At 72.7% G+C, this 14099-nt stretch carries 12 protein-coding genes and 1 pseudogene; 6 read left to right on the top strand and 7 right to left on the bottom strand.

Features of this window, described 5'->3' with window-relative positions:
- Nucleotides 1–66 precede the first annotated feature (66 nt).
- The 3 genes and pseudogenes from purD (at nucleotide 67) to OG470_RS08150 (ending at nucleotide 3441) form a co-directional block, all read left to right on the top strand.
- A complete protein-coding gene (gene purD / locus OG470_RS08135; RefSeq protein WP_328422315.1) occupies nucleotides 67–1317 on the top strand; it encodes a phosphoribosylamine--glycine ligase in 1251 nt (416 codons plus the stop codon).
- A gap of 183 nt (nucleotides 1318–1500) precedes the next feature.
- Nucleotides 1501–2037, top strand: a complete 537-nt coding sequence (locus OG470_RS08140; RefSeq protein ID WP_328422316.1) for a hypothetical protein — start codon at nucleotides 1501–1503, stop codon at nucleotides 2035–2037.
- 466 nt (nucleotides 2038–2503) lie between these two features.
- A pseudogene (locus OG470_RS08150) lies at nucleotides 2504–3441 on the top strand (replication-relaxation family protein).
- 914 nt (nucleotides 3442–4355) lie between these two features.
- On the opposite strand, the gene OG470_RS08155 reads toward OG470_RS08150, so the two are convergent.
- From OG470_RS08155 to OG470_RS08165, 3 genes are all read right to left on the bottom strand, one after another.
- Nucleotides 4356–5918 carry an AMP-binding protein gene (locus OG470_RS08155; RefSeq protein ID WP_328422320.1) on the bottom strand — a complete coding sequence of 521 codons (1563 nt, stop codon included), beginning with the start codon at nucleotides 5916–5918 and terminating at the stop codon, nucleotides 4356–4358.
- Nucleotides 5919–6135: 217 nt separating this feature from the next.
- Nucleotides 6136–7350 carry an acyl-CoA dehydrogenase family protein gene (locus OG470_RS08160; RefSeq protein WP_328422322.1) on the bottom strand — a complete coding sequence of 405 codons (1215 nt, stop codon included), beginning with the start codon at nucleotides 7348–7350 and terminating at the stop codon, nucleotides 6136–6138.
- Between the two features lies 1 nt (nucleotide 7351).
- A complete protein-coding gene (locus tag OG470_RS08165; protein ID WP_328422324.1) occupies nucleotides 7352–7804 on the bottom strand; it encodes an SCP2 sterol-binding domain-containing protein in 453 nt (150 codons plus the stop codon).
- 75 nt (nucleotides 7805–7879) lie between these two features.
- Here OG470_RS08165 and OG470_RS08170 point away from each other — a divergent pair, with 75 nt between their 5' ends.
- Entirely contained in the window at nucleotides 7880–8518 is a 639-nt protein-coding gene (locus tag OG470_RS08170) for a TetR/AcrR family transcriptional regulator (RefSeq protein ID WP_328422326.1), read from the top strand.
- Nucleotides 8519–8534: 16 nt separating this feature from the next.
- On the opposite strand, the gene OG470_RS08175 is transcribed toward OG470_RS08170, so the two are convergent.
- Entirely contained in the window at nucleotides 8535–9182 is a 648-nt protein-coding gene (locus OG470_RS08175) for a DedA family protein (protein WP_328426214.1), read from the bottom strand.
- Nucleotides 9183–9349: 167 nt separating this feature from the next.
- Here OG470_RS08175 and OG470_RS08180 point away from each other — a divergent pair, with 167 nt between their 5' ends.
- On the top strand, nucleotides 9350–10501 hold the full coding sequence (locus OG470_RS08180; RefSeq protein ID WP_328422328.1) for a sensor histidine kinase: 1152 nt from the start codon (nucleotides 9350–9352) through the stop codon (nucleotides 10499–10501).
- On the top strand, nucleotides 10498–11139 hold the full coding sequence (locus OG470_RS08185) for a response regulator transcription factor (protein WP_328422329.1): 642 nt from the start codon (nucleotides 10498–10500) through the stop codon (nucleotides 11137–11139). Before OG470_RS08180 ends, OG470_RS08185 begins: the two co-directional genes overlap by 4 nt.
- Nucleotides 11140–11172: 33 nt before the next feature.
- Here OG470_RS08185 and OG470_RS08190 read toward each other — a convergent pair whose 3' ends face one another.
- From OG470_RS08190 to OG470_RS08200, 3 genes are all read right to left on the bottom strand, one after another.
- Nucleotides 11173–11793, bottom strand: a complete 621-nt coding sequence (locus OG470_RS08190) for a DedA family protein (RefSeq protein WP_328422331.1) — start codon at nucleotides 11791–11793, stop codon at nucleotides 11173–11175.
- Between the two features lie 79 nt (nucleotides 11794–11872).
- The gene (locus OG470_RS08195) at nucleotides 11873–13135 is read right to left on the bottom strand and encodes an adenylosuccinate synthetase (protein WP_328422333.1); all 1263 of its coding nucleotides are present in this window, start codon (nucleotides 13133–13135) and stop codon (nucleotides 11873–11875) included.
- The gene (locus tag OG470_RS08200; RefSeq protein WP_328422335.1) at nucleotides 13132–14091 is read right to left on the bottom strand and encodes a hypothetical protein; all 960 of its coding nucleotides are present in this window, start codon (nucleotides 14089–14091) and stop codon (nucleotides 13132–13134) included. Before OG470_RS08200 ends, OG470_RS08195 begins: the two co-directional genes overlap by 4 nt.
- Between the last annotated feature and the right edge of the window lie 8 nt (nucleotides 14092–14099).

Raw genomic sequence — 14099 nt, forward strand, 5'->3', positions numbered from 1 at the left:
GGCAACAACTTCATGATCACCGGCTGTCGCCGGCGGGCGGGGGTGGGGGCAGTAGGATTTCGGGTCGTGCGGGTTCTTCTGGTGGGTGGTGGGGGGCGGGAGCATGCGCTCGCGCTCGGGTTGGCGGCGGATCCGGCTGTCACGGCGCTGATCGCGGCGCCTGGTAATCCGGGGATCGCCAGCGTGGCCGAGGTGCGGGCGGTCACTCCGACCGACCCGGCCGCCGTGGCCGCGCTGGCCGTGGAGACCGCGGCCGACCTGGTGGTGATCGGGCCGGAGGCGCCGCTGGTCGCCGGCGTCGCCGACGCGGTACGCGCCAAGGGCATCGCCGTGTTCGGCCCCTCGGCCGAGGCCGCCCGGCTGGAAGGGTCCAAGGCGTTCGCCAAGGACGTGATGACCGCCGCCAACGTGCCGACCGCCCGGGCGTACGCCTGCACGGACGAGGAGAGCACCGCGCGGGCGCTGGATGAGTTCGGCGCGCCGTACGTGGTGAAGGACGACGGGCTCGCCGCCGGTAAGGGCGTGGTGGTCACCGACGACCGGTCCGCCGCGTTGGCGCATGCGCGGGAGTGTGGCCGGGTCGTGGTCGAGGAGTTTCTCGACGGCCCGGAGGTCAGCCTGTTCGTGGTCACCGACGGCGAGGCGGCGCTGCCACTGCTGCCCGCACAGGACTTCAAGCGGATCGGCGATGGCGACACCGGCCCGAACACCGGCGGGATGGGCGCGTACGCACCGCTGCCCTGGGCCCCGCCCGGCCTGGTCGACGAGGTCATGCGCGACGTGGTCCACCCCACCCTGGCCGAGATGCACCGCCGGGGCACGCCGTTCGCCGGCCTGCTCTACGTCGGGCTCGCGATGACCGCCGCCGGCCCCCGCGTGATCGAGTTCAACGCCCGCTTCGGTGATCCGGAGACCCAGGTGGTGCTCGCACTGCTGGAAACCCCGCTGGGCGGGCTGCTGCACGCGGCGGCCACCGGCACGCTGGCGGAGCATCCGCCGCTGCGCTGGCAGCCCGGCGCCGCGGTCACCGTGGTGCTCGCCGCGCAGGACTATCCGACCGCACCGCGCACCGGCGACGTGATCACCGGCGCGGACCGGCCGGGCATCATCCACGCCGGCACCGCCCGCCGGGCCAGCGACGGCGCGTTGCTCTCCGCCGGCGGCCGGGTGCTCTGCGGTACGGCCACCGGCGCCGACCTGGCAGCCGCCCGGACCGCCGCGTACGCGCTGGTGGACGGGGTGGAGCTGGCCGGCTCGCAGCACCGCACCGACATCGCCGCCGCCGCGGTCGACGGCCGGATCACGATTCCCGGCTGAACCCGGGCAACCCCCGGCCGCCTAACCGCCGTTTGACCGGTGAGGTGAGGGGGTGGGTTGCCGGCCGACGTCGAGGGCTACCGCGACTATGTCGCTGCGCGCAACCGCCGCCTGGGCGAGAGTGTCGCCTTCCCGGCGACCGTCCTGGCGGTGGCTGTGTTCCTGTCCCTCGCCGCCTAGCTGGTGGAGGCGGAAGCGTCGGCGATCGGCTGGATCGCCGCCGCGCTGCCGGCGCTGGGCTTCCTGACGATGGTGAAGATCGCCCTCGGCCGCGCCGACCCCGCCCCACCCGAGCGCACCGCCCGGCCCACGCGGGTCGCCCCAGGACCGCCGCTGATCGTCGAGGCCGGGGTCCCGGACACCCGCGAGCCGGTCCCCGCACCGCCACTGCCGGTCCCCGCGAACACCGCCCCGGTCCGGGACTTCACCACCGCAGTCCCCGCCCCGGCGGACCAGGACCCGGCGGTCCCGGACCGACGGGCCCACGACCCGACTGTCCGGGACCGGGGTCCGGAGATCGCCGCGCTGGTCCCGGCCGCCCGGACCGCCGCCCGCACCCTGACCGCCGAGGGGACACCGCTGTCCCGCAAGGCCCTCGCCCAACAGTTGCGCGCGGACGGACGCCAACTGTCCAACGCCACCGCCTCCACGCTCGTGCGCGTTCTGCGCGCCGAGACCACCCCACCCGCGCCGGACCTGTCACACCGGGAGGCGGCGTGACAGAACCACAACCCGTCACTTCTGTCAGACCGAGCCGTTCCCGTGAGACCAACACACGCGTCTGTCAGGAAACCCGCCTCCTGACAGAACCTGACTCGACCTGGCACAGCGACCACCAGCCCGCCCGCCCGCGGCAGGGCGACCAGTGCACGCCTCGCCATCCATCCCGCATTCCGATCCTCGAAGGAGCAACAAGCATGCTGACCCAGCTCAGCGGCCCCCCACCCGCGCCACCAGGGCCGTCGCCAACGTGAGGCGCACAACCTTCCACGCCATCGTTTCAGTGGACCCGGTGTCGCCGGCCGTGTCGACGTCGGTGTCGATGCCCGTTGCACCGTCCGTCTTGATACTGACCCCCGAACTAACCCCCGGCACTCGCTCACAGCCCAGGTCAACCCGACTCTCATCGCTCCTGATCGGCTCCAGACACACCCTCATGTGTGGGGTGTCCCCCCAGGGGCCGCCCATGCGTAAACCGCTACCGGCTGCGGACCCGCTGCTGCGTCTACAGGCCAGCATCACCGCCCGCGACGACCGCCTCCTCGGCTGGCTCTACGACCATGGAGTCCTCACCACCGATCAGATCGGCGCCGCACTGTTCCCGTCCCTGGACTTCGCCCAACGCCGACTACGCCGCCTCACCGTCCTGCGGGCGACAGACCGGTTTCGACCCAACCGGGCCTACGGCGGCTCCTACCCGTACCACTAGTCCTGGACCAACTCGGCTACGGACACGTCCGCGCCCAACGTGGCCTTGGTCCACCCCGCCGGGACCAGGCCCGCCGCCGCAAGCAATCCCTCACCGGCCGGCCGGACCTGCCGCACCTGCTCGGCGGCAACCAGGTCTTCATTGACCTCGCCGCCCACGCCCGCACCGACCCCGACACGGCCCTGGACCGGTGGCAGCCCGCGTCCGCCTTCCACGAGCCCGGGGTGTTCTACCGCAGAGGCAGCAACCCGGGAAATTTGGTCCACGGACCGAGCGGGCTGACTCGCCCGGACGGTGCCGGGGTGTGGATCGAGCACGGACGGTCCGTGCCGTTCTTCCTCGAGTACGACACAGGCCGCGAACGCCTCGACATCCTCACCGAGAAAATTGCCAAGTACGAACGGCTCTTCGCCTTGAGCACATGGACGTGGCCAGTGCTGTTCCACCTACCCTCCGCCCGCCGTGAGGCGAACCTGCACCACCGCCTCGCCGGCACCGGCCTGGACGCGGTCATCGCCACCACTACCACCGAGCTGCGCCTCGCACTCGGCGCCAGCCCCGCCGAGCAGGTTTGGCAACTGACCGGCGGCAGCACCGGCCGCCACCGCCTCATCGACGTGCCCTACAGCGACACCCACCACGACGACGAGTTCCCGACCCGCACCGCGCCCCGCACGAGCGTGCGGGCAGCCTGATGACCCAGGCCAGGTGGGGCGTCACGCGGCCTGCGAGGCCGACACGCCCGCCCCCACACCGCCCCCTAGGCGCGGCCGTCGACCGCCGTACGGCCCTACCGGGCGAGACAAGGGCGCGGGCGGCACACAGCCAGCGCCAAATATCGGCGACCACGCCGGTACTCACCCATCTGTCAGCACGGCGCTCCGGTGACAGGCCAGCGATCCAACCGCGCACTCACACCAGCCACCCGCGACGTGACAGATCGCGTGAGTGGCGACCCCGTTCGCTTCCGCAGCCACCGGAGGTACCCTCCGCGGCCCTCGCCCCTGTCGTCGGTCCATCGCTGTCTGAGCGAGCGGCACGACCTGGCGATCAACCCTGATGCCAGTTCCCACGAGAAGGAGTTGCCGATGACCCGATACCTCGACCTCACGCCATGAGCCGTCCTGGGAGGGACATGGCCACACGCCGTGACCAGCGATCACGCGCGAACACAACACACCCGTCGCCGGCGGCCAGCGTCACGAGGACATCCGCCGACGAGCCCGGGCCGCGCACCCCGACACCGAGCCCTCACCCCAGTCAGGGACGCTGTCGATGGCCACTACCTGACCGACCCCGAGACCGAAGACGAAATCCAAGCCCTCGCCGCCGAAGCCGGCCTACCCGACATCGACCAAGCCGCCAAGCTCGCCCGACTCCTGCGCTTGCACCACCAGCCCGCCGCCCCACCACACGCCGCTTGACCTGCGCCCGCCCCGCTGGGCGGGCGCAGCCGCTGCTACCGCCAGCCCGAACTCGGCAGGCAGGGCGGACTGGAATTACACCCTCGCCGAGGTCTACTTCGCCGTGCACGCCTCGGTGACATCCTGCAGGAGCTGGTCGAGCTGGCGCGGGCACCGGGCCTGACCCTCTACCCCTGATTGGTCGGTCAGCTGTAGTAGCGGCGTAGTTCGCGGCTGAGCACCTTGCCGGTGGCGTTGCGGGGCAGGAACTTCACGAAGACCACGTCCCGCGGGACGGAGAAGCGGGCCAGGTAGTGCCGGACGTACTCGCGGACCGCCTCGGGATCGAGCGTCTCGCCGGGGTGCAGGGCGAGGAACGCGGCCAGCCGCTGGCCGTACTCGGGGTCGGGTACGCCGATCACGGCCGCCTCGCGTACCTGCGGCAGTCGGGCGAGCAGGTCCTCCACTTCGGACGGGAAGACGTTCTCGCCGCCGGAGACGATCATGTCGTCGGCCCGGCCGTCGACGAAGAGCAGCCCGTCGGCGTTGAGTCGCCCGAGGTCGCCGGTGTCGAGCAGTCCGTCCCGGATCTCCCGGCTGCTACCGGAGGTGTAGCCCTCGAAGAGCATCTCGTTGCCGACGAAGATCCGCCCGACCCGGCCGTCGGGAACCGGCTTGCCGGCGTCGTCGAGCATCTGCAGGCGGGTGCCGTGCGGCGGCCGGCCGGCCGTGGTGGGCGCCTGGCGCAGGTCCTCCGGACCGGCGATGGAGGCCCAGGAGACCTCGGTGGAGCCGTAGAGGTTGTACAGGACGTCCCCGTAGACGTCCATGAACTTCGGTGCCAGCCCGCCGGGTAGGGCCGATCCGCTGATCGCGACGACCTTGAGTGGGGGGCGCGGGTCTGGTGGGGGCACTTCCAGCAGCCGCTGCACCATCACCGGTACGGCGAACAGTGCGTCGCACTGGTGTGCCACCAGGGCGGCGAGCGTGGCGGCCGGGTCGAAGCGGCGGTGCAGCACGATGGTGGCCCGCAGGGCGAAGCAGACCTGGAGGGCGGCGAACCCCCAGGTGTGGAAGATCGGTGCCGCGATCATCACCCGGTCGCGGGTGTGCAGTGGGATCCGGTCGATGATGGACACCAGCGGGCCGAAGCCGTTCGGCGTGGGGCGGCGGGCCCCCTTCGGCGCACCGGTGGTGCCCGAGGTGAGCACGATGATGCGGCCGTCCCGCTCCGGCGGGCGCAGCTCGCCCGGCAGTGCCCCGGCCACCATCTCCTCGCGGGCGCGTTCGTCGAGGCGCGACAGCTCGGTGGGGAGGCCGATGACCCGCTCGGCGAACTCGTCGTCGTGCACCAGCAGCCGGAGCTGCTGCTCTTCGGCGACGGTGGCCAGTTGGGCCGCGGAGAGCCCGGTGTTGACCAGGACCGAGTCGACGCCGAGCAGGGTGGCCGCGACGATCGTCTCGATCAGCCCGTGGTGGTTGCGGCAGAGCACGCCGATCCGGTCGCCGGCCTGTACGCCGAGGCCCGCTCGCATCGACCGGGCCATCCGTTCTGCCCGGTCGAGCAGGTCCTGATAGGTCAGCTCGACGCCGTCCTCGTCGATGATCGCCGGTCGGCCGGGGTCCCGGGCGGCTGCCTGGCGTAGCTCGCCGGCCAGGCTCCATCCCCACGTGCGCAAAGCGTTGAGCTGCGAGGCGACCCGGATCGGCCGGCCGGGGGTGAGCAGCCCTCGACGGGTCAGCGTGGCAATGACGAACGGCAGGTCCATGCCGCAGACCTCCTTGGGGGGTGCGCGGACGGGGCAAGGGACCCCCCGTCCGTCAGGGCGTCTTCCTTGATCATGCACTGGGCTCGGCACCCTGCCCAGCCGGCGGCGGCGCGGGGTGACGAAGACGGCACGGATCGTGGGATCAGGGGCGGTGGGTAGGGGAGTACGCCGGCAAGCCCCTGGCCGGCCCCGGCGAGACGGGACCGGCCAGGGCTGGTCAGCGGATCTGCATTCCGGAGATCGCCCGGGAGATCACCAGCCGCTGGATCTCGGAGGTGCCCTCGAAGATGGTGTAGATCTTCGCGTCCCGGTACCAGCGCTCCACCGGGTGGTCGCGGAGGAAGCCGGCGCCGCCGAGCAGCTGCACCGCCTTCTCGGTGACCGACACCGCCACCTCGCCGGCCTTGAGCTTGGACATCGAACCCTCGCCAGCGGTGAACGGGCGGTTGTTGCGGCCCATCCAGGAGGCCCGCCAGACCAGCAGCCGCGCCGCGTCGATCTCCATCCGCATGTCGGCCAGCGCGAACGCGACCGCCTGGTTCTCGATGATCGGCCGTCCGAACTGGACCCGGTCCTTGGCGTACTCCAGCGCGTACTCGTAGGCGGCCCGGGCCACGCCGAGCGCCTGCGCGCCCACCGTGGGTCGGGACAGCTCGAAGGTGCGCATCGCGGCCTGCCCGCTGGCGCGCTGCCCGGAGCGGGCCCGGTCCAGGCGTTCCAGCAGGGCGTCCCGGCCGCCGAGCAGGCAGCGGCCTGGCACGCGTACCCCGTCGAGGAAGACGTCGGCGGTGTGCGACGCCCGCAGGCCCAGCTTGCGCAGCTTGCGGGTGGCGGCCAGGCCGGGGGTGCCCGGCGGTACGACGAACGCCGCCTGGCCCCGGGAACCGAGCGTGGGGTCGACCGAGGCGGTGACCACGTGCACCCCGGCGATGCCGCCGTTGGTGGCGTACGCCTTCTGCCCGGTCAGCACCCACTCGTCGGTGGCCTCGTCGTAGACCGCCCGGGTGCGCATCGCACCGACGTCGGAGCCGGCCTCCGGCTCGCTGGTGCAGAACGCGGCGACGGCCGGCGAGTCGATGTCGCCGAAGCACTGCGGCACCCACTCGACCATCTGGTCCGGAGTGCCCGCGCCGTAGATGGCGGCGACGGCGAGGGAGGTGCCGAAGATGCTCAGCCCGATGCCGGCGTCACCCCAGAAGAGTTCCTCGCTGGCGATGGGAAGGGAGAGCCCGGTCGGGTCTGCCCAGCAGGTGGCGAGGAACTCGAAGCCGTAGAGGCCGACCTTGGCGGCCTCCTGGATCACCGGCCACGGGGTGTCCTCGCGCTCGTCCCACTCGGCGGCGGCCGGGCGCACGACCTCGGCGGCGAAGCCGTGCACCCAGTCGCGCAGATCCCGCTGTTCCTCGGTCAGGTCGAGCGAGAACTCGGCCATCTCAGGCCTTGGGGATGTCGAACAGGTTGGCGATGTTGGCGGCGAGGCCGAGGTCGCCCTTCGCCTTCAGCTTGCCGGTCATGAACATCATCACGGGGTTGGCGCCACCGGAGACGATCTTCAGGAACTCCACCGGGCCCATGGTCAGGCTCAGCTTCGGGTCGTGCTGCGGGGTCTCGTTCACGTCGCACTTGCCGTCGGCGATGACCACCTCGTAGGTGTCGCTGCCGCCGTCCGGGCGACCGGTGACGACCCAGTGGATGACCGCGTTGGTGGAGCCGGCCCGGTCCGCGCGGAACAGCGACGGCATCCGGCCGAACACCTCGCCCAGGATCTTGCCGCGCAGGTCACCGGACATCACCTGGGCGATCTTGTCGTCCGGGGTGGACTTGACCAGCTGGGCGAACTCCTTGGGGCCGACGTTGGCGAAGGTAGCCGGGTCGAAGTCAGTCATGGGGGAAACACCTCTCGGGCCGTCCGACTTGGTTACTCTGGCGTAACCCTACGCACGAGTAGGTATGCTCGCAAGGTGTCCACCCCTCCCGCCTTCAAGCGCCTGCCACGGGCCGTCCGTGAGCAGCAGATGCTCGACGCGGCCGTCAAGGTCTTCTCCCGGCGGGGCTTCCACGCCGCCAGCATGGACGAGATCGCGGAGGATGCCGGCATCTCCAAGCCCATGGTCTACGCGTACCTCGGCACGAAGGAGGAGCTCTTCGTCGCCTGCCTGCATCGGGAGGGCACTCGGATGATGCAGGCCATCGCCGGTGCGGCCGCCCCCGACCTGCCGGCCGACGAACGACTCTGGCGAGGGCTGAGGGCGTTCTTCGGCTTCGTCGGCGCGCACCGCGACGGTTGGGCCGTGCTCTACCGGCAGGCTCGGGGCGAGCAGCCGTTCGCCACCGAGCTGGCCACCATGCGGGCCCGGCTGGTCGAGGTGGTCGCCGGGATGCTCGATCACGCGCTGCGCGCCGAGGGCCGCGAGATCGCCGCCGTCGACCTGGAGGTCGTCGCGTACGCGCTGGTCGGCGCGACCGAGTCGCTGGCCGACTGGCTCGCGGACCACCCGGACGCCGACCCGGAGAAGACCGCCACCCGGATGATGAACGTGGCCTGGCTCGGCGCCGGCCAACTCCTGCACGGTGTCACCTGGCGCCCGCCGGCCGAATGACCGACCCGACCTGTCGTCACCGCGCCGGTGTCCGGCTCACCGGCGCGGTCGTCGACACCGACGGCCCGGAACGGCGGTGCCGGCCGAGCCAGCGGACCACCTCGACGACCAGGGTCACCGTCAGCGCGAGACCCAGACCGAGCAGCAGGCCGCGCAGCGGATCCTGCTCGAAGGCCATCCCGCCGAGGTAGCCGACCAGCGCCGAGTAGAGCCCCCACGAGCCCGCGGCGAGCGCGTCGAAGGCCAGGAAGCGTCGACGGGGATAGTGGATCGCCCCCATGGTGAGGGTGACCGCGGTCCGGCCGCCCGGCACGTAGCGGGCAACGGTGAGGATCAGACCGCCCCGGGCGGCGATTCCCCGGCGGGCACGCTCGACGGCGGCCCGGCGCCGGCCGTCGGGCGGAAGCCGGTCGAGCAGCCGGGTGCCACCACCCCGGCCGATGGCGTACGAGATGTGGTCCCCGACCAGCGCGCCGACGGCGGCCACCAGGATCACCGCGGGCAGGTACGGCGCGCCGGAGGCCGCGAACACCCCCGCGGTGATCACCGCTGTCTCGCTCGGCACCACCGGGAAGAAACCGTCGAGCACCGCGATCGTGAAGATCGCCAGGTACACCCACGGTGAGGACATCGTCTGATGTAGCAGGTCGAGCAGATCCATGATCTCGATGCTGGTGCCGGCGACGGCTCCCGCCATCGGCCAGTGGTCAGCCGGGCGACATCACTTAGGTAGCGTCCGGCCCGGACGGCGGGTAGGGGTCTTCCCCCACCGCACCCGGGTCTGTCGGGCGCGGGCGGCCCGACCCGCCGGTGGAGCCCTACGCTCGCTGCATGGCCTCCAGCGCCGTCGTGCTCCGGCGGGTCGTCGACCGGTACGCCTCGCTGCTGCTCGCCGTCGTGGTCGCCGCCGCTGTCTGGGCCAGTGCGACCGGCGCGATCGGGGTCCGCTCGCCGCTGCCGCCCGTCGTCGTGCTGCTCGTCGCCGTGGCCTCCGGTTGGGCCGCTGGCCTGGTCCGGGCCCGCCGCTGGCCGCTGTTCCTGGCCGCCGCGATCGGCTGGTTGGTGCTCGCTGCCGCGGCACCCGGGGTGGTCGCCTCGTACCAGGCGGGCCTGCGGCTGCGCGGCCGGCGGCTCACCGGGTTCCTCGTCGGGGCCGCCCTGGTGCTGGCCGGTGGGGTGCTGGTCGGGCTGGCGGTGGGCGGCGTGCGCCGGCTCACCACCGCCACCTTCGGCAACGTGCTGCTGCTCGCCGCCTGTCTGGTCGGATTTCCCCTGGTCGTCGGCCTCTGGGTGCGGGCGCGCCGGGACACGCTCGCCGCGCTACGGGACCGGGCCGAACGCCTGGAACGCGAGCAGGAGGCCCGTGCCGACCGGGTTCGCGCCGAGGAACGGACCCGGATCGCCCGGGAGATGCACGACGTGGTGGCGCACCAGGTGTCGCTGATGGTGGTGCACGCCGGCGCACTGGAGGTGACCGCCGCCGACCCGGCGACCGTCGAGGCCGCCGCGCTGATCCGCGAGACCGGCCGGCAGGCGCTCACCGACCTGCGCGAGGTGCTGGGCGTGCTGCGGCAGGCCGGTCCGGCCACGGTGCCGGAGCGCGGGCTAGACGCCATCGATGAGCTGATCGGGGAGTCCCGCTCCGCCGGGCTCCGGGTCCGGCGACGGGACGAGGGCGTGCCGTCGGCGCTGCCGGCGACCGTGGGACGCACCGCGTACCGGGTGGTTCGGGAGGCGCTGACCAACGTGCGCAAGCACGCCGCCGAGGCCGAGACGACGGTCTGCCTTCGCTACCTGCCCGACGGGCTGGAGGTGGTGGTAAGCAACGGCCCGTCCGAGGGCGGGCAACCCCTGCCCGGTGCCGGGCAGGGGTTGCTCGGGCTGCGCGAGCGGGTGGAACTGCTCGGCGGTCGGCTGGAGGCGGCGCCCGTCGACGCCGGGTTCCTGGTCCGGGCACTGATCCCGGTGGTGGATGCGGCGTGATCCGGGTGGTGGTGGTTGACGACGAGCAACTCGTCCGCGCCGGGCTGCGACTCATCCTGGAGGCGGCGGAGGACATCACGGTGGTGGGCGAGGCCGCGGACGGCGCTGGCGCGCTGGAGCAGGCCCACCGGTTACGCCCCGACGTCGTGCTGCTCGACGTGCGGATGCCGGGCATCGACGGGCTGACCGTCGCGCCCGAGGTGGTCGCCGCCGGACCGAAGGTGATCATGCTGACCACCTTCGACCTCGACGAGTACGTGCACCGCGCGCTGCGGGCCGGAGCGGTGGGTTTCCTGCTCAAGGACACCCCGCCCCGCGAGCTCGCCGCCGCCGTCCGCACGGTGGCCGCCGGGAACGCGATGCTCGCCCCGACGGTGACCCGGCGCCTGATCAGCTCGTTCGCCGAGCGTGGTCCGGCCCGTCGGGACGCGGCGCGCCAGCGACTCGCCCCGCTCACCGCGCGTGAGCTGGAGATCGTCCGGGAGGTGGCGCGCGGGCACGGCAACGCGGAGATCGCCAGGCGGCTGACGATGAGCGAGGCCACCGTGAAGGCGCACGTCAGTCGGGCCCTGGCGAAGCTCCAGGCGGGCAACCGGGTGCAGTTGGCGATCCTGGTGCACGACGCTGACCTGCTGTGAGGGTGGCAGCCCAGTCCAGTCCAGCCTGGCCGGTCAGTAGCGGGCGGCGGCGCGGCGGTGCGCCCGGCGACGCAGCCAACGGACGCCCTCGATGCCCAGCGTGACGATCACCGAGAGGCCGATCCCGGCGAGGATGCCCTTGATGGGGTGGCGCTCGAAGGCCAGCCCACCGAAGTAGCCGAGCAACCCGCAGTAGAGCGCCCAGGTGGTCGTCGCGATGCCGTCGTAGAGCAGGAAGGACCGGCGTGGGTAGCGCACCGCGCCCATGGTGAGGGTGACCGCCGTCCGGCCGCCCGGCAGGTACCGGGAGGTGGTCAGGATCAGCCCGCCGCGCCGGTCCACCGCGCGTCGGGCCCACTCGGAGCTGGCCCGCCGGCGGCTGCCGTGGGGAAATCGGGCGAGCCGGTTCGCGCCGCCGCCGCGCCCGATGGCGTACGAGATGTGGTCGCCGATCAGCGCGCCGAGCGCGGCGGTGGCGATCACCGCGACCAGGTTGGGATGAGCTCCATCGGCGGCGAACACCGCCGCGGTGATCACCGCCGCCTCGCCCGGTACCGCGGGGAAGAACGCGTCGACCGCGGTGAGTCCGAAGATCAGCAGGTACACCCACGGTGAGGTGACCAGCTGTCGGAGCAGGTCGAGCAGGGCTTCCATGCCCCCCATGCTCGCCGGGCGCGACCTGCCCGGTGGCCGAGTCGCCGGATCACCCGACTCCGGCCGCAGGCGTCAGGCGTCAGGCCGAGCGGACCAGGGCCGGCGGGGCGAGCAGCGGGCCGTGCGGGGTCTTGTCGCTGGCGGTGGGGCCGTGCGAGGTCAGCACCACCGGCGTGTTCAGCTCCGCGCACACCGCCTCCGCCCAGTCGGGCGGCGGGTCGTCGTACAGCGGGCGGGAGCGCAGCAGGCGGGCGGTGAGCGCGGCCTGCCGGTCCAGGTCGCCGGGCGGGCCCGGGGTGAGCCGGTCGGTGGTGTCGTAGCGGCGGCAGATCCGCAGCCCGGGGCCGGTGAGGTCGAGGTGGGTCAGCGCCAGGCCGTCGACCCCGCCGGCCGCGGCGAGGGCGTACCGGTGGGCGACCGCGTCGAAGTGGCCGAACCGGAACCGGCCCTGCCAAGGGTTCGTCGGGTTGTGTGGGTCGGCCAGTGGCAGGTCCGGGTCCTCGGTCACCAGCGGACCGGCCCCGTGCCGGGTGGTGACCAGCCGCAGCACCCCGATCCGGGTCGCGCCGTCGGGCAGACCCGCCTCGGCGAGCAGGCTGTCGGCGTTGGCGAACGTGGTGGTGCTCCAGGTGGTGTACGGGTGGAAGCCGTGCCACTCGTCGAGCAGCACGCCCTGCGCGCCCTCGAAGACGCAGGTCCCGGCGCGCAGCGCCCCGGCGAGCCAGCTCCGCTCGACGATCGCGACCCGCCCGGCGAACCCGGTGAACGCGGGCAGGCAGTCCTCGACCGGTGGCGCGTCCAGCGGGCCGAGTTCGGCGGTCAGTCGGTCCCGCAGGGCGGTCAGCCTGCGGCGCAGCAGCGCCGGGCTGTGGCAGTCGACGACCCGGGGTGCGTCGTCGGGGTGGGCGAGACCGTACGCGACGGCCTCGCCCACCCCCAGCCCGCAGGAGCCGTGCCGGTCGGCTCCCCGGGCGATCTCCCGGGCCCGGTTGGCGGCCCGGTGGTACGGGGTGGCGAGCAGCGCCTCTCCGTCGACGGTCAGCCGGTCGAGCGCGTCGGGCACCCCGACCGTGGCGAGATGGTCGGCCTCGGCGGCCAGCGCCAGCGGGTCCACCACCACGTGCCGCGACAGGTGCGTACGGACCCCGGGATGGAACGTGCCGGCGCCGAATTGCGCGAACGTGTGGTGCCGCCCATCGCGCAGCACGACGTTGTGCGCCGCCTGCGCGCCCCCGTTGAAGCGGACCACCGTGTGCACGGGGCGGGTGGCGCAGAGCCAGTCCACCACTGTGCCCTTGCCGGCGTCGCCGTAGCCGAGGTCGACCACCGCCACGTGCCTCACAGCCTGGTCACCTCACCGCCGGTGTCGCGGAAGGCCGGCAGCGTCGACACCTCGGCCCGCCGCCCCCGGCCGAGGCGGGCCAGCGCCTTCGACACGGTGCCGGTGGTGCCAGAGCCGGTGCGGTCCAGGTGGCGCAGGCCCTCGTCCAGGTCGATGGCCTGCTCACCGAGGCCGATGGTGAGCGCGATGGTCTCGCAGACCGCGTCGAGGTCGTCGAGCACGACGGCGTTCTGCCCGAGCAGGTCCCGCCAGAAGTCGAGCACCTTGGCGTTGCCGGCGTAGTGGCTGCCGGCGGGGAGCAGGTAGTAGGTGTCCCAGCGGCGGGTCACCTCGTCGACGACCTGCCGCAGCGGTACGTCCTCGGTCAGGTCGTCGCCGATCAGGCCGGCCACTTCCCGGGCCTTCGCCTGCGGGTACGCCAGCTCGTCGCCGATGATGAACAGGTAGCCGCGCCGGCCGCGCTTCTCCCAGCTGTCGGTGACGGTGTGCCGGGCCATGAAGTACATGGCCAGCTCGTACGACTCGCTCATCTGCCCGCCGCCACCGCCCTCCAGGACGATCCGGCCGAGGTCGTCGTCCATCCGGTTGTCCGACTCGAACTGGCCGACCTGCAACGGCACCCGGTCGCAGGTGGCGTCGCCGATCGCACCGAACATGATCTGCGGGTCGCTGGCGTAGCCCTGCCGTTGCAGCAGCCCGAGCAGCTGCGGCAGCTTGGTCTGCAGGACGCGCGGCACCTTGCGCATCGAGCCGGTCACGTCGAACAGCACCGCGATGGGCGTCGACCGGGGGTGCTCGTCGGAGTCGCGGCTCTCGCGCGTCGCGTCCCGGGGGTCGAGCGTGGGGTGCACGGTGCGCGCCCCACTGTCGCTGTAGGAGAACGCGCTGCGGCCGGTGGAGCGCCGGTAGCGGTCGGCGGCGTCGTACACGTCGGTGGACCAGATTCCACTGCCCATGACAGCTC

The sequence above is a fragment of the Micromonospora sp. NBC_00389 genome (assembly GCF_036059255.1).
Taxonomy (GTDB): domain Bacteria; phylum Actinomycetota; class Actinomycetes; order Mycobacteriales; family Micromonosporaceae; genus Micromonospora.